General features: G+C 51.2%; 20 protein-coding genes. 6 read left to right on the top strand and 14 right to left on the bottom strand.

The features are described from left to right. The 8 genes from HOLDEFILI_RS15190 to HOLDEFILI_RS15155 form a co-directional block, all read right to left on the bottom strand. Positions 1–817 (bottom strand): L-serine ammonia-lyase, iron-sulfur-dependent, subunit alpha (locus tag HOLDEFILI_RS15190; RefSeq protein WP_006060723.1); only part of this gene is annotated, 817 nt, incomplete at its 3' end. Positions 818–1,051: 234 nt separating this feature from the next. Then, the gene (locus tag HOLDEFILI_RS15185) at positions 1,052–1,528 is read right to left on the bottom strand and encodes a hypothetical protein (protein WP_006060721.1); all 477 of its coding nucleotides are present in this window, start codon (positions 1,526–1,528) and stop codon (positions 1,052–1,054) included. 117 nt (positions 1,529–1,645) lie between these two features. Then, positions 1,646–2,626 carry a serine hydrolase domain-containing protein gene (locus HOLDEFILI_RS15180; protein ID WP_006060720.1) on the bottom strand — a complete coding sequence of 327 codons (981 nt, stop codon included), beginning with the start codon at positions 2,624–2,626 and terminating at the stop codon, positions 1,646–1,648. Between the two features lie 20 nt (positions 2,627–2,646). Continuing rightward, positions 2,647–3,459: a MerR family transcriptional regulator gene (locus HOLDEFILI_RS15175; protein ID WP_006060719.1), complete on the bottom strand. Its 813-nt coding sequence runs from the start codon at positions 3,457–3,459 to the stop codon at positions 2,647–2,649. A 390-nt stretch (positions 3,460–3,849) separates the two neighbouring features. Next, the gene (locus tag HOLDEFILI_RS15170) at positions 3,850–4,530 is read right to left on the bottom strand and encodes a hypothetical protein (protein WP_006060716.1); all 681 of its coding nucleotides are present in this window, start codon (positions 4,528–4,530) and stop codon (positions 3,850–3,852) included. After that, positions 4,520–5,938: an AAA family ATPase gene (locus tag HOLDEFILI_RS15165; protein ID WP_039865128.1), complete on the bottom strand. Its 1,419-nt coding sequence runs from the start codon at positions 5,936–5,938 to the stop codon at positions 4,520–4,522. Before HOLDEFILI_RS15165 ends, HOLDEFILI_RS15170 begins: the two co-directional genes overlap by 11 nt. Before the next feature lie 346 nt (positions 5,939–6,284). After that, entirely contained in the window at positions 6,285–7,025 is a 741-nt protein-coding gene (locus HOLDEFILI_RS15160) for an AAA family ATPase (RefSeq protein WP_006060713.1), read from the bottom strand. A gap of 97 nt (positions 7,026–7,122) precedes the next feature. Next, complete coding sequence (locus HOLDEFILI_RS15155; protein WP_006060712.1) at positions 7,123–8,601, bottom strand: glycoside hydrolase family 1 protein; 1,479 nt, start codon at positions 8,599–8,601, stop codon at positions 7,123–7,125. A gap of 385 nt (positions 8,602–8,986) precedes the next feature. On the opposite strand from HOLDEFILI_RS15155, the gene HOLDEFILI_RS15150 reads away from it, so the two are divergent. Together HOLDEFILI_RS15150 and HOLDEFILI_RS15145 are read left to right on the top strand one after the other, a co-directional pair. After that, positions 8,987–9,976 (top strand): hypothetical protein, encoded by a 990-nt coding sequence (locus tag HOLDEFILI_RS15150; RefSeq protein ID WP_006060711.1) that lies wholly within the window; start codon positions 8,987–8,989, stop codon positions 9,974–9,976. Then, positions 9,973–10,620: an HAD family hydrolase gene (locus tag HOLDEFILI_RS15145; protein ID WP_006060710.1), complete on the top strand. Its 648-nt coding sequence runs from the start codon at positions 9,973–9,975 to the stop codon at positions 10,618–10,620. Before HOLDEFILI_RS15150 ends, HOLDEFILI_RS15145 begins: the two co-directional genes overlap by 4 nt. 174 nt (positions 10,621–10,794) lie before the next feature. On the opposite strand, the gene HOLDEFILI_RS15140 is transcribed toward HOLDEFILI_RS15145, so the two are convergent. The 5 genes from HOLDEFILI_RS15140 to HOLDEFILI_RS15120 form a co-directional block, all read right to left on the bottom strand. Beyond that, the gene (locus tag HOLDEFILI_RS15140; protein WP_006060709.1) at positions 10,795–11,604 is read right to left on the bottom strand and encodes a family 1 encapsulin nanocompartment shell protein; all 810 of its coding nucleotides are present in this window, start codon (positions 11,602–11,604) and stop codon (positions 10,795–10,797) included. Between the two features lie 14 nt (positions 11,605–11,618). Then, entirely contained in the window at positions 11,619–11,972 is a 354-nt protein-coding gene (locus HOLDEFILI_RS15135) for a demethoxyubiquinone hydroxylase family protein (RefSeq protein WP_039865125.1), read from the bottom strand. Positions 11,973–12,239: 267 nt separating this feature from the next. Next, the gene (locus tag HOLDEFILI_RS15130; protein WP_006060706.1) at positions 12,240–13,244 is read right to left on the bottom strand and encodes an aspartate-semialdehyde dehydrogenase; all 1,005 of its coding nucleotides are present in this window, start codon (positions 13,242–13,244) and stop codon (positions 12,240–12,242) included. After that, on the bottom strand, positions 13,241–14,578 hold the full coding sequence (locus tag HOLDEFILI_RS15125) for an aspartate kinase (RefSeq protein WP_006060705.1): 1,338 nt from the start codon (positions 14,576–14,578) through the stop codon (positions 13,241–13,243). The genes HOLDEFILI_RS15130 and HOLDEFILI_RS15125 overlap by 4 nt, the downstream gene beginning before the upstream one ends. Next, entirely contained in the window at positions 14,575–15,744 is a 1,170-nt protein-coding gene (locus tag HOLDEFILI_RS15120) for a homoserine dehydrogenase (protein WP_050767001.1), read from the bottom strand. Before HOLDEFILI_RS15120 ends, HOLDEFILI_RS15125 begins: the two co-directional genes overlap by 4 nt. Before the next feature lie 97 nt (positions 15,745–15,841). On the opposite strand from HOLDEFILI_RS15120, the gene thrC reads away from it, so the two are divergent. Genes thrC through HOLDEFILI_RS15105 form a run of 3 tightly spaced genes read left to right on the top strand, consistent with a single transcriptional unit; the run spans position 15,842 to position 18,654 of the window. Beyond that, positions 15,842–17,338, top strand: coding sequence for a threonine synthase (gene thrC / locus HOLDEFILI_RS15115; protein WP_006060703.1), 1,497 nt, complete (start codon positions 15,842–15,844; stop codon positions 17,336–17,338). After that, positions 17,331–18,224: a homoserine kinase gene (gene thrB, locus HOLDEFILI_RS15110; RefSeq protein ID WP_006060702.1), complete on the top strand. Its 894-nt coding sequence runs from the start codon at positions 17,331–17,333 to the stop codon at positions 18,222–18,224. The genes thrC and thrB overlap by 8 nt, the downstream gene beginning before the upstream one ends. Further along, the gene (locus HOLDEFILI_RS15105; protein ID WP_006060701.1) at positions 18,217–18,654 is read left to right on the top strand and encodes an ACT domain-containing protein; all 438 of its coding nucleotides are present in this window, start codon (positions 18,217–18,219) and stop codon (positions 18,652–18,654) included. The genes thrB and HOLDEFILI_RS15105 overlap by 8 nt, the downstream gene beginning before the upstream one ends. A 196-nt stretch (positions 18,655–18,850) precedes the next feature. Here the strand turns inward: HOLDEFILI_RS15105 and HOLDEFILI_RS15100 are convergent, their stop codons facing one another. Continuing rightward, complete coding sequence (locus tag HOLDEFILI_RS15100) at positions 18,851–19,435, bottom strand: CPBP family intramembrane glutamic endopeptidase (protein WP_006060700.1); 585 nt, start codon at positions 19,433–19,435, stop codon at positions 18,851–18,853. Positions 19,436–19,637: 202 nt separating this feature from the next. Between HOLDEFILI_RS15100 and HOLDEFILI_RS15095 the strand changes: the two genes are divergently transcribed. Then, entirely contained in the window at positions 19,638–20,219 is a 582-nt protein-coding gene (locus HOLDEFILI_RS15095; RefSeq protein ID WP_050767000.1) for an AAA family ATPase, read from the top strand. Positions 20,220–20,226 lie beyond the last annotated feature (7 nt).

Here is a 20,226-nt window from a genome sequence, read left to right as displayed (position 1 = left end):
CCGGGACCGAGCAGGTCATGCCCTGATTGCCGCTGCCGGAATTGACGACGACCGGCAGGTTGCAGCCGCTCATCCGCGCGTCGGAACCGCTGGCGGCATACGCGATGACCTTCGTAAACAAATCGTTGGGATTGTTTTTCATCATAATCCGGCCGACCTGCGAACCGAATGGATTCTTTAAGCCTTCCTCAGCAATCGCCATGTTGCATTCCACCTGCTTTTCAAGCAGCGGCCGGATTTCGCTGAGATCTTCATTTTCAACATAAGCGACGATCGATTCCACGGTCAGCCGGCTGCGGTCAATCGCGCTGACCGGCTGACTGGAACAATCATCCTTATCCAGCAGAACTTCTCCGTTCTTTATAATTTTCGTAATGTTGGTATGCTCGCGCTTGATCTGCAGCTGAACCTGATTTTCAGCCTGTTCCAGAACCGCCCAGATCTGCAGGTTTTCCTCGCCTTCAATCAGTTCCACCTTGCATAAATCGCTCTTTAACAGCTCCTTGACCCGCGCGACGTCCTGCGCCGTGCTGCCGGCGATAACCTGCAGGCCTTTTGACGCGTCTCCGCAGACAACGCCCATCAGCGCCGCGGTTTTAATCCCTTTTAAATTCACGGTGTTGGGCACGACGACGCCTTTCACGTTCTTCACAATGTTGCCGGAACAGCGCACCGTCATTTTCTCCGGGAACGCCCCCAGTACTTCTTTGGCCTTCGCGCAGGCATAAGCGATCGCGATCGGCTCGGTGCAGCCCAGCGCCGGAATCAGTTCTTCTTTCAATATCGGATAGACAAGCTCTTTAATCCCTTCAGGCATGGATATTCCTCCTCGTTTCTTTTCTGCTTCCTGGGTCGTATTCCCCGCAGCTTTTTTTACGGTATCAAAACCGGATTAATCTGGTTTTTTACTCTGCTTTCATTATACCTTGTTCCCAACGGAAATTCATCCAGAAATTCGACCGGAACTCCGATTTGTTTCCCATTTTTTCTGACTGCTGAAAGCGCTGACTTAACTCCGCTTTTCCGCAAAAAAACCGGATAGGTCATCCGGTTACAGAGATTCGTTTCGGTTTTCCTCTGCGGATTGGGTTTGAATTGCCTGCATTGTCTTTTGAATATCCTTCGCGATCAACCTCTGCATCGTTTCCGGCACGTCCTGGATCTGCGCGCCGGTTAAAGCGGCAAGGATCGAAGGCTTGAGCGAGGGATGGGCGGCGCGCAGGGAAGGCAGGGCCTGAATACACTGGCGGCGTGTGATCGGTTTGGGATCCTGAATCAATTCCAAGCAGAAAGGCAGCGCGGCGGCGCAGGTCTTCTCCTTTACCCATCGGGCATTGGCGGCGATCAAAAGCAGGCCGCGGGTGCGGACATAAGACTGAGGATCCTGAAGCAGCATCACGAATTTGTCAAAATAATATGAAACCTCCGCGCGGGTCTCACTGATCGCCAACAGGTGCTTCAACGCCTGATATGCGGTTTTCTGATCTTTATTTTTCAATTCTTCAATCTGAGCTTCAATCGGATTCATCTGCGATCACCTCGTTTTCATTAGACCATTCTGACCTCGTCCCGTCAACTCTTTTTCGCTGATGGATTCAAGCGTTCTTGCCTCCGGTCTTTGTGTGATCAGATCCGCCCGTTTTGATTATTCGCAGAATAACGGTTCAATCTGACCGCGGATAAAGTCGATCCGGTCTTTGACCCGCGGCACAAACGTGGACGCGATCGCGACGACCAGGTTTTTCTGCGGATTGACGTAGATCGCATTGCCGCCGTCGCCCAGCGCCGCAAACGAATGTTCCGCTTCCTCCACGATCCACCACAGATAGCCGTAGTTCAAATTTTGTTTTTCCCAGCAGCTCTGCGTGCGGGTGCTTTCCTTCAGCCAGGCTTGCGGGATGATCTGTTTTCCGTCCACTTGACCGCCATGGATGCAGCACTCGCCGATCGCCGCCATTTCCCGCGCCGAAAGCGTCAGTCCCCATCCGGCAGTATTGATCTCGTTCGGCCCGCAAACCCAGCAGCTGTTTGTCGCCGCCTTGTAGAAGGCCATCTGTTCTTCTTTCGTTTCAAAGAAAAGGCTTTTTTCTATGGTAATGCCCAGCGGATCGAACAAGTGTTCCCGGGCGTAGTCGAGTACCGTTTTTCCGGTTGCGCTCATCAGGATTCCGCTCAGAATATCCGGGCCGATGATCGGTGCATAGCGAAATTTTCCCAATGGTTCCCGCCCGCCGATCTGATTTAACGCGAAGCTGACCCAGTCGTCGCTCGTAAAATATTTCGTATAAGGATTAAAACGAAAGCGGTATGGGACCGTCATCGTCAGGCAGTGCTTCAGCGTGACCTGACGCAGCAGTTCATGCCCTTTGCGGACTGGAAATTCAGGAAAGAAATCGAGAATTTTCTGATCCACTCCGGTAATTTCCCCGCGTTCCAGAGCGATTCCGATCAACAGGGAAACGATGCTTTTGGTCACGGAGAAGACGTGAAATTGATGTTCAGCGGTAAAGCCGTTGTAATACGCTTCCAGTTCGCGCCGGCCATTATGGCAGACGACCAGTCCGGCGAGATTCGGATAGTCTGTTTTGATGATTTTGTCGAGAGCGGACAGTTTTTGCGGATCCATATTCTTCCTCTTTTCCTTGTTTATTTTCTAACCGGATAATAGACTTCGGCGTAAAACGCCTGCGGATCATCCCGCGGATCAGAACGATAGACCTCAAACAACGCATCCGCATTGTGATATCCTTCCGCCTCAGCCCATTGAATCTGGCGGGCGTAAACGGCCGGGAAATCCGCGTCCGGACCGCTGACTACAGTTTTTAAACAGAGGCCAGGCTGGAAAAGCCGGGTTTCCTCCGTGGTTTCCCGGACAGGAATCGCAAATTCCGTGTCGAGTCCTTCCTCGCTGAATTCATCGTCATGAAATAAGGTCATCGGCGATCCATCCATCGTCAGCCGTTGTTTTTGAAGTTTGTCCAGTAAGGTGCCGAAGCTTTGTTGATAGGCCTGCGGGAAATCGCCTCCCCGTACTTTTAAGCGCCGCGAAAGGAGCGTCATCGCCGGCATTTCCGTCAACTCCACCACAATCTCATCCCCGGTGTTGACCAGCGGACAGCCTTGCCGGAGATTTTCAATATCCCCGTCCAGCTGCCGCAGCCGTTGATTCAGGAGCGTTTTCTGACGCAGAAGTTCCTGCTTTTTTTCCTGCAGCGCCGCGCTCAGACTGCTTCGCTCGCCATTGAACGTGACGACGAGCAGCTTGATTTCTTCCAGCGTAAAGTTGTAGGCCTTAAGCCGGTTGATCAGCCGCATTGTCCCAAGCTGATCTGCGGTATAGAACCGATACCCGGTCGCGGGATTGACAAGCCAAGGCTGAAGCAGACCCATCGTTTCGTAATAGCGCAGTGTTTTCGTTGAAACCCGGCAGATCCTGGAAAATTCGCCGATCGTCAGCATCTTTTTTCCTCCTTTTTCCTGTGTCTGGCTTCAGGATACACCTTGTCCTTAGGGCAAAGTCAAGCGATCAATTCTGGAAATTTTAAACAAAGGAAAAGCGGCGCTGAAACAACGCCGCCGATCGTTAGATTCCTTGGAATATTCCTTAAGAACCGTAATTCCAGAATTATAAACTCTGCCACAAAAAACACGTCAGTTTTGATTTGACAGAGCTTTTTAGCCAATAACGTTTAATCGTCGCTTAGGAATTTCAACTGCCCAAAATATCAAAATGGACCTTGCTTTCTCTTTGTCCTCCATCCCTTTATCCTTGTTTCGCTGAAGGTGAAATAGAAACAATCTAAATTCAGCCATTCTCCTATCTTATTTTATAAATTTATCCTTTAGCTCTTATTCAGTAAAACACAAGCCAAGATTCGTATGCCGCTGCAAAGAATGCAGTTCCTGCTTGATATATTCCCAAGATTCCTTATAGTTCCCGATTACTGAAAAATCGGACTTAGAAATAAAGGATAAAAATTCCGGAATCTCATTTTTATACTTTCTTGCAAACTGAAAAGCATCATATTCTTTATCTTTATCCGTACTATTCTGCTTGCCATACAACACATGATCCAAATTGCAAGACATATAGAACATCCTGTATGGAACTTTCCATATTTCCTGACAGGCGCAAAGCTTACTTATATTCGCTTTTTTTTGTTGATTTCTTTTTAAAATTCCCTGTCTATTATTCGTAAAAATTCCTGTCGTCGTATACAATATTCCCGTACACTTCCGATCTTCGACTACATATTCATCAGGGATGAAAGCACCATCCATATCCACGATATGAATGATTTGATCAAAATCATCTTTACCATAATGATTGGAAGACGCATAGGTCCGGATTTCATTCCCAATTTTAGAAGAAACGTTTGCCGGAGAAACACCTCGAGCTGTAGTGATATCACCGTGCATAATATGAACATATACTTTTCGGCTATCATAAATCCGACTGAAGATCATGCCCAGTGCTTCATCATCAGAAGGTCCTTCAACAATTACGAATATGATTTTCTTACGAGCCATGCCATTCACCCGCTTCTCTGAATGCAAACGCAATTTCGTAGTTATTTGTTGGTTCGTAAATTTCTTCACTTTGTTCCCCAAGAACAATATCACGGTAATAAAAATCCCGCAGATTATTATTCGTCTTAACGTTACTCAGGCGAATGTACCGATTGTCTGGATTTGTTGTCGTAAAAGCAATAAAGCCTCGATCCAACGTTTCCAATGGGCGCAGGTTATGTGAAGTAAAGATCAGCTGTCCTTTTCCTTTTTCTGATATGATTCTCAAAAGCTCGCCAAGAAGATATTCAAACACCCCTGAATCAATTTCGTCAATCGCGACAGTAATGGATGCTTTATTATAAACGACAATCAGCAGTTGAAGGATGGAGATAATTTTCTTGATTCCCTCTGATTCATACTGCAAAGGTATTTCCCGGTTGTTTTTACAGGATACCAGTTGAATTTTACTGCCCCTTTTTCCATCGGGAAAAAGCTCATTACCCAGGTTTACAACACCGATGGTCAATCCTGGAACAATTTGTTTCAGGACAACGTTCATATTCTCAATGACTTTACAAACGACATCCAAAGTTTCCATCGGGATGAGCGAGGAACCATTCAACTGAATCAATAAATTTCCGATCGTGGATTTTCCTTTTTCTTTATCAGCATAATTAAACGCTAACGGCAACGTATTTAATGTAATCAAACCTGAATTCGCTGTATTGATAATGAATAGTTCATAAGCTCCAAAATAGAAAAGTCTGTTAAACAACGCTGAATGATAATGTTCTTTACAATTTTTCCGGATTGCATTCAACAATTCTTTAGAGAAGATAAAGGATCTTGAAGTTTCAGCAGCGTATTTTTTTGCAACAAGCAAATTAGTTTCCGTTGCTTTTTCTTTGCCAACTAAACTTTCGTATTTCGTTGCCGGAATGAAAACCTCATCCGTACGAGTATCAATAATCGGGAGTAATTTCATTTTTAAATCATTACTCTTGTAAGAATAGGAAAGTACCTCATCAAAAATAAGCGCTTTGTTTTTTTCAGAATCATCGCTTATATATTCTTTATTCTCAAACGTTTCTTTTTTATTTTTACATAGTTTGAATTCATAATATACGACGTATTCGCCTTCAGGCTCATCGTCAGTAACCTTAAACTCATATTTCAAAGCGCTGTAGTCAGCATCTACATGGACATAGTCCGCAAAAGTCAAGGGAATAGACTTCATTGTTAACACAGATTTCAAAAGCGATAAAGCATCAATCAGGGCCGTTTTGCCCGAACCATTCTGTCCATATAAGCCAAGAATACTTGATTGATATTCTTTGCGATTATTCTCAAACGTCATTCTCCCATATTTGACATTTTTGAAGTTTCTGATCTCTATACTTTCTAAACGTACAATTGAGTTTTTCACGATCCGAAAACCTCCGTTCTTTTTCTTGATTTCATATTACCACAGGAACAGAACATCTTCAACTAAAATAAAATTCGATACATTTTGTATCATTATTTATAAATTATAAAAGCTTTTCAGCAGACCAAATTAACATTAGCTGTATGAAATATCCCAGTTTATCTTTTACTAGCTTTTGCAATATTCCTTTTCATGAACTGAGTCCCGCGCTGCCATAATTTTCGGCTTATCTCAAAAAGCAGGATAAAAAAGGCAGCGACAGAAATCCGGCTTGATTATCATATTTTCTGATTTTCTATATCTCATAATTAGATCCAGCCTGCACCATGAAAACCGAACGGACTGCTCAATCGAGAATCTGACGGATCATCTGCGGATTGTTCAGAAAGCGGCGGTACAGGTTAACCGTCTGCGACTCGTCGTAGCTCACCGGCACCAGCACGTCGTCCTGAATTTCCAGGATTTCCGCCTGCGGACAGGCGAGCAGGATCGGTGAATGGGTTGCGATCACAAGCTGGGAATCCTCCTGAATCAGATCATTCATGATCGCCAGCATCGCGAACTGACCGGTCGGCGACAGCGCGGATTCCGGTTCGTCGAAGATATAAAAGCCATGTCCGGAAAGCCGGCTGCGCAGCAGCGTCAGATAACTCTCCCCATGCGACATCTTATGCAGCGACACCCCGCCGTAGCCGGTTAACATGCGGCTGTCCTCGGCCGCGATATTTTCAATTTCCGAAGCGACGTTATAAAAACTTTCGGCCCGGAAAAAGAAGCCGTCGCGGCAGCGGCGCACACCTTTGGCCAGCGTCAGCGCCTGATATAAGGACGAATGGGTTTCCCGTGTCGAAAACTGAAAGTTGCGCGTTCCCCCTTCCGGGTTAAAACCCATCCCAACAGCGATCGCTTCGATCAGCGTCGATTTTCCGGTTCCATTATCGCCGGTGATAAACGTCAGCGGTTTATGGAACGTCAGCGGCTGAAAATGTTGAAACAGCGGAATCGTAAACGGATATCCCGCAGGACGTCCGGTTTCGTCTTCGTTCACACGGACCTGGCGCAGATACAGTTCATAAGCTTCCAGCATGATGACCTCACCTCTTGAATTTATTGTACCAGAGTGAGGCTAAAAAGAACAGGACAACCTGAAAGAATTCAGATCGTCCTGTTTTGTAACGATTCGTTTACTTATCGCTCAGATCTTCGCCCTGCGTCGCGATGACCTTGCGGAACCATTCGTAGCTGTCCTTGCGCGTCCGCTTCAGCGTGCCGCTGCCGTCGTTCTGCCGGTCGACATGCACAAATCCATAGCGCTTGCGCATCTCGCCGGTGCCCGCCGATACAATATCGATCGGGCCCCAATACAGATACCCCATCACGTCGCAGCCGTCCGCGATCGCTTCGCGCAGCTGGATCAAATGCTCGCGGATGTATTCGACGCGGAAATCATCGTGAATCGCTCCGGTTTCATCCGGCTGTTCGTCCAAACCGATCCCGTTCTCCACGATAAACAGCGGCTTGTGATAGTGATCGGTCAGGAAGTTGCAGACATAGCGCAGCCCCTGCGGATCGACCGGCCAGCGCCAGGGCGCCGGGGAAGTCTGTTTAAGATAGGGATTGTCCAGTCCTGCCGAACCGCCGGTATCCGTCCGGATTTCCGCTCCGGCATGATAAACCGTGCTGCGGTAATAGCTGAACGCGATGTAATCGACCGGAAAGCTGCGGATCAGCTCCAACTCGTCCTGGGTCATGTCCGGCCGCGATCCGTTTTCACGCCAGCTCCGCTGGACATAACCCGGATATTCCCCGCGCACCATAACGTCCAGGAATAACATCTGTTTGTGCTGATGTTCCATCACGCCCAGAATATCCTGCGGATCGCAGGTATAAGGATACGTCGCCAGACTGGAGAGCGAAAGCATGCAGCCGATCTGCGCCTGCGGATCGATCTGATGGCCCAGCTGTACTGTTTTCGCGTTGGCTACAAACAGATGATGCGCTGCCTGATAGAGCTGACGCTCGGTCAGATCCTGATTGACATGTTCCGGATGCACCGGGTGAATGTCCAGTACGCCGCCGGCCACAAACGGAATTCTGAACAGGTTGTTCACCTCGTTAAACGTCATCCAGTAATTCACGACGTTGTGATAACGGCGGAAAACAACATCGACATACTTCATCCAGAAATCGATCATCTTCGGGTTCAGCCAGCCTCCGTATTCCGTCAGCAGATGCAGCGGCATTTCATAATGACTCAGCGTGATCACCGGCTCCATACCGCGCCGGCGCATCTGCGCGAACAGCTCGTCGTAATACCGCAGACCGGCCTCGTTCGGTTCAGTTTCATCACCGTTGGGGAAAATCCGCGCCCAGGAAATACTCGTGCGGAATGCCTGGAACCCCATCCCTTCCATCAAGGCCAGATCCTCGTTGTAGCGATGATAAAAATCAATTGCTTCGTGACTGAGATATACCTTGTCAGCTTTCAGCGCCGGTTCCCATTTCTGCCGTTTTGAATTCCATTTTAAATCCGGTTCGTTCAGAATTCCAACGACCACGTCGGTGACATTTAGCTGCTTGCCGTCCTCCAGATACGCGCCTTCGATCTGGTTGGCCGCGACAGCGCCGCCCCATAAAAAGTTTTCAGGAAATGCTTGTCCCATGGTATTCCTCCTTTAGTTTCCTGTTTTCTTCATTCGTTCCATCCTCTCTGCCGAAATATGGAAAAAGTCCCTCACGTTTCGGCGAAGGACCAAACTTTCAACCCGACCATTTATATACCACATATCGGTCAGTGGTAAACTTTCTTTATATTCGTATACTAACAAGTACAAAGCGGGAAGTCAATACAACTACCCACTAAAATTATATGTCTCAATTGAAAAGTTAAGTTGATCTTTTCTACAACGGTTTTTAGAATCAGCTGAGCCGGACTAAGCAAATAAAAAATCTGGACACCGACTTGACAAAAAAGCCTCTTCGGTTTAATATTAAATCAGTTTTAAAAAGTGTTTGAATAGTAGTTCATTAATAAAGGAGGCGCTCGCCATGGCTGATGCCGGAATGCTTAAGCAGATCAATCTTCAAAAAATAAGGAACGCCTTTTTAGCGGGTGAACCCTTCAGTAAAACCGAGCTGGCGGAAAAAACCGGTTTGAGCTTCCCGACGGTCGGCAAGATTGTCGACGAAATGGTTGGGACCCAGCAGCTGCAGATTGTCGGAACCCGGAATTCTTCGGGCGGACGATGCAGCCGGATTTACCAATACAATGCTGACTTCCGCAACGCGATCGCGATGATCCTGGAAGGTCAGAATCTTGACTGGTTCATCCTCGACAGCCTGGGCATGACGAAAAACCAGGGCCGGATTGAAATTGACGGCGACTTATTGGGAACGCTGACCGGGCTGCTTCTGCAAGCCCGCCGGCAGGAACCCTCGCTGTGCTGCTTCTGTCTGGGCATTGCCGCGAATACCAATGGCGAAACGGTCCAGCAAAGCTTTGAATATCCGCAGCTCAAAGGCATGAACCTGTTAAAAGAGCTGGAATGCGCCAGCGGACTGAAAGGCTCCTTGGGCAACGATATGTGGATCTCCGCAGAAGGCTGCTGGCAGCGCTGCCGGATGAACGATCATACGACGTTGATCAGCTTCTATTTAGGCAGCTGCGGATTCGGCTCCAGTTTTGTCGTCGGCGGCAAAACGATCAAAGGCGCCCATCAGGTCGCGGGGGAAATCGAACTGCTGCCGTGGATCCGCGAAGCCGGACTGAACGCGAACCAGTGGCCGGATACGCTGCCGGAAACGATCCTGCGCTGTATCCTGACCTACGCGATCATCACCGATCCGGATTTCATCCAGTTATATACTCATCCATTCTTCGTCGATCACTTCGATGAAATTCAAGCCCAGCTCAACGCCTGCTTTGCCGGAGTCCAGCCGCCAGCGCTGCTCTTATCCGATGATTTCCGCGCCGATTATGAAATCGGTCTGAGCTGCCGGGCGATGCGGTTAATGAATCCGCAAGAGGTTTCAGCATGAAAACCTATACGCATCTTGTCTTTGATATCGACGGCACGCTGCTGAATACGGAAATGGCGGTGCTGCACTCGCTCCAATGGGCGCTGAAACGCCAGGGAATCGAATTACCGCTGGATCAGCTGCGGTTTGCTTTGGGCATCCCCGGAACAGACGCGCTGAAACGATTTCCTCTAGCTCATCCGGATCAGGTACTGCGCGAATGGGACGCGAAATATACCGAATTTCTTGATGAAATCACAGTCTTTGAAGGAATTCCCGAGCTGCTTAAAACCTTGCGCGATCACGGCGTCGCCTTGGGAGTCATCACGTCCAAGACTCAGATCGAATTGGCGCAGGATTTCGGTGTGCTGGGATTAGCCGAATATTTCTCCGTCATCGTCACCGCCGACGATACCGTTCAGCACAAACCGGACGCTGAACCGATGCGGCATTACCTTATGCGCAGCGGCGCAAGCGCGGCAGAAACCATTTATATCGGCGATGCGGATTATGATCTGCAATGTGCATTGCGGGCCGGCTGTGACTGTGCGCTGGCGCAATGGGGCCGGACAGACAAGCCAAACACCACTCCGACCTGGATTCTGAAACAGGTTGAGGACGTCTGGCAGTTAGTCGGAATGACCCCGGATCCTTCCCACAGATAAAATTACTTATTCCGATACAGAGGACGGATCTGACTGAATCCATAAGCAGTCCTCCCGATTCGTCTGTCTGTTCGTAAAAAGCCCCGGGCGCTTACCCCAGGGCTTTTTTCTATTATTTGAATGAACAGAAACGTTGTGTTTTACGTTTGTCCGCTGCCGGTATGTCCGTGACGCTCAATCGAACACTACGATCGCGTCCGGCCGTTTGATCCGCAGTGCCAGCGTTTCCAGAATCCGGAACACATGATTGAAATCCTTGGTTTCCAGATAACCTGTGCTCAGATCCATTCCTAACGCCAAATCGACGTTTTCCGGTTCCGCTGCGATCAGCAGCGCATGATTTTGCTTCAGCACCGGCGATTTTAAGACCGGTCCGTCGATCAGCCGCGCGATCCGGTCGACTTCCAACAAGCCGGTACCCGGCTGAATTCGCTGTAAATCCAACATCCGGTCCGGACTCAGCACCAGCGTAATGCCGCTGACATAACCGCGGCTTTCCAGCTCGTTCAAGCCTTTGGCGATATCCGCAAACGCGTTCTCACTCTGACTCCAGTCGCCGCGCGCACAATGTACTGCCCCTTCGGTATTGACCAATCCGGAGACTCCCGCCGCAGGATTGCCGAAGAAAATGAGTTCATCTTCACGCCGGGCCAATTTGCGCGCCGCTTCCAGAATTCGCGAGCGATCCAGCGAGGCACCGCTTTCCACACTTTCTAAATCACGCCACAATAAAGTAAAATCTTCAAATAACTGAATTAACGGCTGAAAGCGGCGGCCGCGGATCTGACCAAGGCCCGCTTCCAACTCCTCCGTCATCGCCGCGCTGTCAACGATCACGCTCTGCGCGCCTGCACCCAGCGGACCGGCCAGCGATAAAAACCGGCGGCCGGTCAACAGTTTCCGAGCGGTTTCGATGACCGCTTCGTCGATCTGATTCCATAACACCGCATTGATCGGCGCGGATTCTCTGCCTAAAACATCCATCTTGATTCTCCTTTCTACTCCTTGAGTGATCCAACCGTCATTCCGGTCTTCACTTCAGCATTTTTTGTAATTCCCAAGTCTTCCAGCATTTCCTTCACTTCAGATTCACCGGCTAAGAAATGATCGGTTTCCGATGGATCCAAATAGCGCATTAAGGTGATCAGTTCGCCCATGTGCGCCTTTTCTTCATCGCGGATATCCTCCAGTACTTTTTTCGCGGCGAGATCGTCCGTCGCTAAAATATGGGATTCATACAGATAAATGGCTTCCAATTCGCCGGCGATATCGAGGCGGATTGCCTGCATCAGTTCGGCGTTGGTCATCTTGCGGTTGACGTTTCCTTGAAATGGATTCGCAAAGTTTGGCATGTTCATCCCTCCTTGGCTTCATTAAACCACATATCACGATATTTTACAATAGCGATAATCATTATCATTATATTTTTATTAATATTTTCCTGCAACAATCATGAAATTACTTTCATAAGCTGTAAAAACAGCCACGATCCTCTTCTTTTCTGACAAAAAAAAGCCAGACTCTGCCGAATCAGCCGCTGCATCGAACGCAATGGCTGCCTCAGTTTCCAGGCTTTTTTAAACGTGAATCATGATTTGTGTTTTCTGACTTTCTGCGAGTCAAACTTCCTGCCCCTGCCACAAAGCGCGGACAATCTCAACGGCGTTGGTCGCCGCTCCCTTGCGCAGCTGATCGCCGCAGCACCACAACGCGATCCCCTGTTCACTGGCAAGATCCCGCCGCAGCCGGCCGACCTCAACCATGTCCTGATCCGTGCAGGCCAGCGGCGTCGGATATGGCTGTTCGTTGAGCACGACACCTTCCGCTTCCGTGATCGCCCGGCGGACTTCATCTAAACTGACCTCCCGCTCGGTTTCCAATGTGATGGACTCGGAATGACAGCGCAGCACTGGCACACGCACGCAGGTGCAGCTGACCCGCAGTGCCGGATCGTGAAGGATTTTGCGGCCTTCGTTCTGCAGCTTCATTTCCTCCGAGCTGTAGCCCTGTTTATCAAAGCCGCCGATTTGCGGAATCAGATTGTACGCGATCTGAACCGGGAAGGTTTCCGCTGACACGGGCTGTCCCGCCTCCAGCTGGGCAATCTGGCGTTTCAGTTCCGCTAAGCCTGCGGCCCCGGCGCCGGAGACCGCCTGATAGGTCGACACGATCATCCGCGTAATCCGGGAAAGCCGGTATATCGGCGCGACCGCCATCAGCGCGATGATTGTCGCACAGTTGGGATTGGCGATAATCCCCTGATGCGTGCGGATGTCCTGCGGATTGATCTGCGGAATGACTAACGGCACATCCGGATCCAGCCGGAACGCGCTGCTGTTGTCGACAAACACCGCGCCCGCTTTCACAATGACCGGCGCCCAGCGCTTAGCCAGTTCATTTTCAACTGCCCCCAAAACGACGTCGACATCCGCGAAGCTGTCCTCGCTGACCGCTTCGAGGGTCAGCGGCTGACCTTTAAACATTAAGTTCTGGCCGGCGCTGCGCGGACTGGCCAGCAGCTTTACCGGTCCGATCAGCCAGTCTGTTTGTTCTTCCAGAACCTGAAGCATCGTGCGCCCGACCGCTCCGGTAGCGCCTAAAATGGCGATTCGACAGCTTTTCATGCCTGCATCCTCCCTGCTTTCGGCGCGAACGCCGCGTATAAGACCTGAATCGCCCGGTTGAAGTCTTCATTCTCCACGCCGACGATGATGTTGATTTCATCCGATCCCTGGGCGATCATCCGGATGTTGATCTGATGTGCGCCCAGTGTCTGGAACAGCTGGCCGGAGATGCCGCACTGCAGCGCCATGTTGCGGCCGACGACGGCGATCAGGCTGAGATTGTTGACGACCTTGATATCGTCGCATTCACACACCTGTTTTAACTGCGCCGCGATTTCGTACAGACTGTCGGCAATCGCCGCCGTGGAAACGACGATTGAGAAATTATCAATGCCTGACGGGACGTGTTCGACGCTGATTTTATATTTTTCCAGGACCTCCAACGCCCGCTTCAAGAGACCAACCTCGTTGGACGCGTTGTGGCGGTACATCGTAATGACTGTGAAATCCTTCTTCCCGGCAATGCCGGTAACAAACCGCGAGCGGTCCTCCTGAGCCGGATCGACGTGATCGACAATCTGCGTGCCGGGATTGTCCGGCTGGTTTGTATTGCGGATGACGATCGGAATGTTCGCGTCCTTGACCGGATAGATCGCGTCCTCATGCAGGACGTTTGCGCCCATATAAGAGAGCTCGCGCAGCTCGCTGTAGGTAATCCTCTCGATCTGCACGGGATGGTCGATGATCCGCGGATCGGCCATCAGAATCCCGCTGACGTCAGTCCAGTTTTCATACAGCCGGGCGGACAGCGCCGAAGCCATTAAACTGCCGGTAATATCCGACCCACCGCGGGCCATGACCTTAATCCGGCCGTTGGGCAGTGCGCCGTAGAAGCCGGGAATGACAAACCGGGGTGTCTTCTGAGCCTGTGCCCGGATCAGCTGGCGGGTGACGTTGTGATCGATCTTGCCGTCATAGCCAAACCGGATCACCTCGGCGGCATCGACAAACGGCCAGTCCAGATACGCTGCCATCAGCTTCGACGTCAGCCATTCGCCCCGCGATACCAGCTCGTCCTGGCTGATTCCCTGCCGCATTTTTTCTTTCAGCTGGGCTAAGGGTTCCTCCAGATCCAGACTTAATCCCAGCGCATCCCGGATTTCGCAGAACCGCTGGCGGATCAAATCAAACAGCGGCTCGCAGGAAACGGAATATTGCAGATGAGCATGGCATAAATAAAGCAGATCCGTGATCTTATTATCGGTTTTCGTCCGTCTTCCCGCCGCGCTGCAGACGACGATCTGACGCTCGGGGTCGGCTTCGACGATCGCTTTGACTTTTTGGAACTGACGGGCATCGGCTAACGAGGAGCCGCCGAATTTTGCGACGATCATGCTTCTTCCTCCTGGATCCTTGCGGCGAACAGCTGCGGATCGAATGTCCGGGCCTGGATGATCAAAGCTTGAAGATCACGACTGTCCCCAGACTGCGTCCACAGCTGAACGCGGCCTTCGCTGCGCCGGATTTCCGCGGTTACTCCGCTAAAAAGTGCGGCGGTCTGTTCGTTAGTTCCCACATAATAGCGAACATCCTCAGCAGCTTCGCTGATTTTCACTTCATGCAGCGCCAGCGGTGAAACCTGACTCTTCTTTTTTATTTCCAGAATATCGGTAAGAACGGCGTGCGCTGTCGGCGGTCCGCCCGCCCCCTGACCGATCAAGGTCAGCTCGCCCAGGCTGGCTGTCCGCAGCAAGCCGGCGTTAAGATTATCGCGGATCTGCGCCAGGGACGCGGTTACAGGCAATAACACCGGTTCGATGCGGGCCTGAATTCCTGCTTCCGTCTTCTTTAAGATCGATAACAACCGGCAGCGTTTCCCTTTTGCTTCAAACGCCTGGATATCCTGACAGGTTAGTCCCTGCAGACCCTGAGCGGAGAACTGATCCCGATGAAGCAGGACATTGAAAGCACAGCCGGCGCTGATCATCAGCTTCCGCGCCAGATCTTCCCCTTCTAAATCCGCGCGGGGATCCGCTTCCGCATAACCTAACCGCTGAGCTTGGGCGATGCCTTCGCCTAACGACAATCCATCGCGCTCCATGTGATCGAGGATGTAATTCGTCGTTCCATTAAAGATTCCTTCGATCGCCAGAATCGGATCAGTGGCTTTTAACGCCGTGATTGTACGCAGCCAGGGGATACCCCCGGCTACGCTGGCATCATAACGGAACTGAACCTGATGTTTCTTTGCCAGGTTCACCAGTTCCCGATAATACGCGGAAACCATCGCCTTGTTGGAGGTCACGACCGATTTGCCCGCTTCCATCGCCTGCCGGCAATAATCCCATGCCGCCGAGGCGCCGGAAATCATTTCGACGACGACGTCGATTTGCGGATCCGCTAAAACTTGCGCGTAATCATAAGTCATGGCCGGATGAGTGAGCGGATGCGGCTTCCGGATCAAAATGGCCGCGACCTGCAGCTCAGGATCATGACGCTTTTCAATCTGTTCCATCAGGCTGCGGGCAACGGTACCCCAGCCCAGCATTGCGATTTTCAAATGAATTCCCCCTTGCGTGTATTCAAAATAAATACACTTGTTTTTCATTGAAAGACATTGTATCATAGAACTGTTAAAAAATTCAAGAGGTGGACACATGAAAAAACAGTTATGCAGTACGCGAGGTTCATATATCGATGCGGATTTCTGGACCGCGGTCAGAAACGGCGTCGCCGGTGACGGCGGCTTAATCATCCCGGCTGACTGGGAAAACCGGCAGATCAACGTGGAGGCCCTGCCGCTGAGTTATCCGGACATCGCTCAGGCGGTGCTGGCCTGCTTTGCGGATGATCTGGACGCCCCGACGCTTAAAACGCTGATTCATCAGGCTTATGACGGACGTTTCGACGCTGAGGATGTCGTCCGGCTTTCTCCGCTGGGCAGCGATTTTCTGCTTGAGCTGTATCATGGACCGACGGCGGCGTTTAAGGATATCGCGTTATCGCTGCTGCCGTTATTTCTGGGCGAAGCTTCCCGGCGGCAGAAGCAGCCGAAGAAAACGCTGATCTTGACGGCAACCTCCGGCGATACCGGCAAAGCGGCGCTGGAAGGCTTCAAAAATCGGCCGGATTGCGAGCTGCTTGTCTTTTATCCTGATCATCTTGTCAGCGAAATTCAGCAGCGTCAGATGGTCAGCAGCGAAGGCCGCAACGTCGGCGTGTGCGCGATCCGCGGCAATTTTGACGACGCCCAGAGCGCAGTCAAGCGCTGCTTCGCCGATCCGCAGCTGCGCGCCGCGCTCAACGCTTGCCAGCTTGAGCTTTCCAGCGCCAATTCAATCAATATCGGCCGGCTGGTTCCGCAGATTGTATATTATTTCTGGGCCTACCGCCAGCTGCGTCAGCGAGGCGTGCTCACAGCTGGACAGACGTTGGATTTCAGTGTGCCGACGGGTAATTTCGGCGATATTCTGGCCGGCTATTACGCCAAGCAGATGGGCTTGCCTGTCGGCAAGCTGATCGTCGCGAGCAATGCCAACAACGTTCTGACCGAATTCTTCACCACCGGCCGCTACAACCGCCGGCGGCCCTTCATGAAAACGACGTCGCCGTCGATGGATATCCTGATTTCCAGCAATCTGGAACGCCTGTTAGCGCATGAAACCGGATTGGATGGCCAGCAGGTCGCAGCCTATATGGATCAGCTGCAGAAACAGGGAGAATATCAGATTGACTCCGCGTTGCTTCATCGCCTGCAGGAGCAATTTGCCTGCGGTGACTGCGCCGACGAGCAGGCTGCCGAAACGATCCGGCAGGTCTATGCTGAAAGCGGTCAGGTGCTTGACCCGCACACCGCTGTCGGCGTGCATGTCCTGCGCCAGCTGCGAAACGAAGGATTTGAAAAAAATCCGTGCGTTGTCCTGGCGACCGCTTCGTGCTACAAATTCAGCAAGGACGTCTATGAAGCGCTGTTCGGGCCGGCGGACATGGACGAGTGGACGGCAATGGAACAGTTGAATCAACGGACTGGTATTCCGATTCCCGCTCCGCTGCAAGGCTTGCGGGACAAGCCGGTCCGGCATACCGATCAGATCGAAAAGGACGCGATCCTCGATTATGTCCGGCAGAAAGCGCAGGCGATGAGCCATGATTAAAGTCACGGTCCCGGCGACGACCGCCAATTTAGGGCCCGGCTTCGACACGCTCGGGCTGGCTCTGGATATTGAAGCCACATTCACCTTTGCCCCGGCTGCGCAGTTTGAGATCACCGGCTGTCCTCAGCGCTACTGTAATGAAAACAATTTAGTCCGAAAGGCATACTGCCGCCTGTTTCAAAAGCTGAACGAGAAACCGATCCCCGTGCGGATCACGATTGATTCGCCGATTCCCACAAGCCGGGGACTGGGCTCCTCCTCCGCCTGTATTCTCGGCGGGCTGTGCGGAGCGAACGCGCTGTTGGGCGAACCGGTTTCCGCATTGGATCTCTTACGGATGGCCTGCGAGCTGGAGGGGCATCCGGATAATGTCACCCCGGCTTTGTTAGGCGGATTGAAAGCTGCGCTTGTCGAACAGGATTGTCTGTTGACCGCTGATTTCAGCGTCAGCGAGCGGCTGCGGTTTGCCGCGCTGGTTCCTGATTTTGAATTGGAAACGCACCGCGCCCGCCAGGCTCTGCCGGATACGATTCCCCATGCCCAGGCCGCCGGCGCTTTAGGCAAGCTGGCCTTTCTGTTGAAAGGGCTGGAAACGGCAGACAGCGCCTTGCTGGAAGCGGCGATGAACGAACCGCTGCACGAGCCTTACCGCATTCCGCTCATTCCGGAATATGAAGAGGTCCGACAGCTGTGCGTCAATCAGGGAGCGGCCGCGGTGATGATCAGCGGCTCCGGACCGACACTGCTGGCGCTGTTTCTCGACACCCTTCCGGAAGCGGCTTTGACATTGAAGCTTAAATCGCTGAATCATCATTGGCAGCTGCTGCCCTGCCGCGTCCAGCACGAAGGTACCCGCATTGAGATGAAGGAGGAACCGCATGAGTGAACAATATCTGATCGTCAACACAAAAATCCTGCCGGATTTTTACGCAAAGGTCGTGGAAGCCCGCGATCTGGTCGAACAGCACAAAGTAAAAGGCGTCAGCGAAGCTGTCCAGCGTGTCGGTATCAGCCGCAGCACCTATTATAAATACAAAGATTCAATCTTTTCATTTTCAGAAAACGCGCGCGGTCGCAAAGCTGTGTTAAGCATGATCCTGACTCATCAGCAGGGCGTCTTAAGCGAAGTGCTCAACGAGCTGGCGGCGCAGCATACCAGTGTGCTGACCATCAATCAGTCGATCCCGATTCACGATCACGCCTCCGTCAGTCTGTCGCTCGATATCTCGGATCTGGATTGTTCTATCGACGAAGTGCTGCGCAGTCTGAAAGAGAAAAAAGGCGTGACCAATGTCCGCCTGATCGACTTGGAATAAAAGACCGCGAACTTTCTCAACCATTAGGAAATCAGAAATCAAATAAAAAACGTTGAGCTTCCCTCTCTCAGGGATTCCTCAACGTTTTTTATAGGAATGAAGAAGACGGCGGTCAGCGGCCAGAAAGAGAAGACTTGATGGATCTTCCGTCCTCTGTGAACGAAGTCAATCTAGTTTCTGATATTCCACAGCGCCTTTACGAGAATGCCTGAATCAGATTGATGATGAAATTGCCCAGACCGTGCAGAAACGCGCCGGGAAGGATCGAGCCCTGGAATGATTTTTCAGCCAGATACCCCAGCAGAAAGCCGCCGGCCGCTGTCGTCATAAAGATGATCGTCCCTGAAAGCAGGGTGAGGTTCCCGGCCAGAAGCACGTGCAGGCTGCCGAACAAAATTGCCTGAAGAAGAATACCGAAGTCTCCGAATTGGCGGACCAGCCGCTTGTTGATAAACCCGCGGAACAGAAATTCTTCAAAAAAGCCTGTCTGGATAAAGCTGATGATCACAATCGGCAGTATCGCAGTCATGCCCAATCCGGTATAGACGCTGGCTGAGGGCTGGGTAAACTGCGTAAAAAACGGCAGATGCGTTACGCCCCAGACAAGCCAATACACAACGATCATTCTCCCTGCCGATTTGTTTTTCTGCGGCCGGATCAGACCGAAATACGCTGCGAACCCGGCCTGCTTCCGTCCTTTTATGCGCCACCATCCAACAGGAATCAAACCGAAGACAACACTGGCCAAAACGGTACTGCGCAACGCATCAAAAATAAGCATATTTTTCTCCTAGCAAGCCAAAGCGGCGGCAATGGACAAAGAACTTCCGATGATACGCTCCGCTGTGTTGAACGGCTCTGCTTCCATTCTATCAGATTCCATGCCGCTTGACGAGCTTTGCCGGAATGACCAACATTTTTCCGTGTGCGCGGGATTTTTATGGTAGAATAAAAGTCCAGAGTTTTTAAAGGAGGGAATGAACATGACACGCGGGATTCTTCTATTTGGTTCTTCTGGTTCGGGAAAGACCACACTTGGCAAAAAAGTTGCCGAAGCCCTAGGTTATCCCTATTTTGACATCGACGATTATCTTTGGCGCAAAGACACGCCGATTCCTTTCACCCGCATGTACTCGCGGGCTGAAAAAGCCAGCCGGCTGATGCATGATATTTCTCCATTCGATCATTTCGTCATGGCCGGATCGATGGACAGCTTTAACGCTCCGTTTGTGCCATTATTTGATCTCGCGGTGCATGTCGACGCCCCGACTGAGCTTCGCCGGCAGCGTCTGCACCAACGAGAACTGGATACTTTCGGCAAACGGATTTTGCCGGGCGGGGATATGTTTGAAGAGCATCAGCGTTTCTTAGCGGATTCTGACCGGTACGATACCGACGGTTCTCCCTGCCGCAAACGGCACCTGGAATGGGCGGCCACCCTGCCCTGCCGCGTACTTTATCTCAACGGTGCTGCGCCTTTAACGGAAAATTTGACAGTGATCCTAAATGAATACACTGCGCTTATTGCTTCCTCTTCCGTTCCTGAGATTAAGGATAAACCATGAAAAAAAG

This window comes from Holdemania filiformis DSM 12042 (assembly GCF_000157995.1).
GTDB classification, from domain to species: Bacteria; Bacillota_I; Bacilli_A; order Erysipelotrichales; family Erysipelotrichaceae; genus Holdemania; species Holdemania filiformis.
This window is presented reverse-complemented; position numbering and strand designations above follow the sequence as displayed.

Coding starts and splice junctions, on each gene's coding strand:
- HOLDEFILI_RS15185 (WP_006060721.1), bottom strand. CDS start 1,528: ATGAATCCGATTGAAGCTCAGATTGAAGAATTGAAAAATAAAGATCAG.
- HOLDEFILI_RS15180 (WP_006060720.1), bottom strand. CDS start 2,626: ATGGATCCGCAAAAACTGTCCGCTCTCGACAAAATCATCAAAACAGAC.
- HOLDEFILI_RS15175 (WP_006060719.1), bottom strand. CDS start 3,459: ATGCTGACGATCGGCGAATTTTCCAGGATCTGCCGGGTTTCAACGAAA.
- HOLDEFILI_RS15170 (WP_006060716.1), bottom strand. CDS start 4,530: ATGGCTCGTAAGAAAATCATATTCGTAATTGTTGAAGGACCTTCTGAT.
- HOLDEFILI_RS15160 (WP_006060713.1), bottom strand. CDS start 7,025: ATGCTGGAAGCTTATGAACTGTATCTGCGCCAGGTCCGTGTGAACGAA.
- HOLDEFILI_RS15155 (WP_006060712.1), bottom strand. CDS start 8,601: ATGGGACAAGCATTTCCTGAAAACTTTTTATGGGGCGGCGCTGTCGCG.
- HOLDEFILI_RS15150 (WP_006060711.1), top strand. CDS start 8,987: ATGGCTGATGCCGGAATGCTTAAGCAGATCAATCTTCAAAAAATAAGG.
- HOLDEFILI_RS15145 (WP_006060710.1), top strand. CDS start 9,973: ATGAAAACCTATACGCATCTTGTCTTTGATATCGACGGCACGCTGCTG.
- HOLDEFILI_RS15140 (WP_006060709.1), bottom strand. CDS start 11,604: ATGGATGTTTTAGGCAGAGAATCCGCGCCGATCAATGCGGTGTTATGG.
- HOLDEFILI_RS15135 (WP_039865125.1), bottom strand. CDS start 11,972: ATGCCAAACTTTGCGAATCCATTTCAAGGAAACGTCAACCGCAAGATG.
- HOLDEFILI_RS15130 (WP_006060706.1), bottom strand. CDS start 13,244: ATGAAAAGCTGTCGAATCGCCATTTTAGGCGCTACCGGAGCGGTCGGG.
- HOLDEFILI_RS15125 (WP_006060705.1), bottom strand. CDS start 14,578: ATGATCGTCGCAAAATTCGGCGGCTCCTCGTTAGCCGATGCCCGTCAG.
- thrC (WP_006060703.1), top strand. CDS start 15,842: ATGAAAAAACAGTTATGCAGTACGCGAGGTTCATATATCGATGCGGAT.
- thrB (WP_006060702.1), top strand. CDS start 17,331: ATGATTAAAGTCACGGTCCCGGCGACGACCGCCAATTTAGGGCCCGGC.
- HOLDEFILI_RS15105 (WP_006060701.1), top strand. CDS start 18,217: ATGAGTGAACAATATCTGATCGTCAACACAAAAATCCTGCCGGATTTT.
- HOLDEFILI_RS15100 (WP_006060700.1), bottom strand. CDS start 19,435: ATGCTTATTTTTGATGCGTTGCGCAGTACCGTTTTGGCCAGTGTTGTC.
- HOLDEFILI_RS15095 (WP_050767000.1), top strand. CDS start 19,638: ATGACACGCGGGATTCTTCTATTTGGTTCTTCTGGTTCGGGAAAGACC.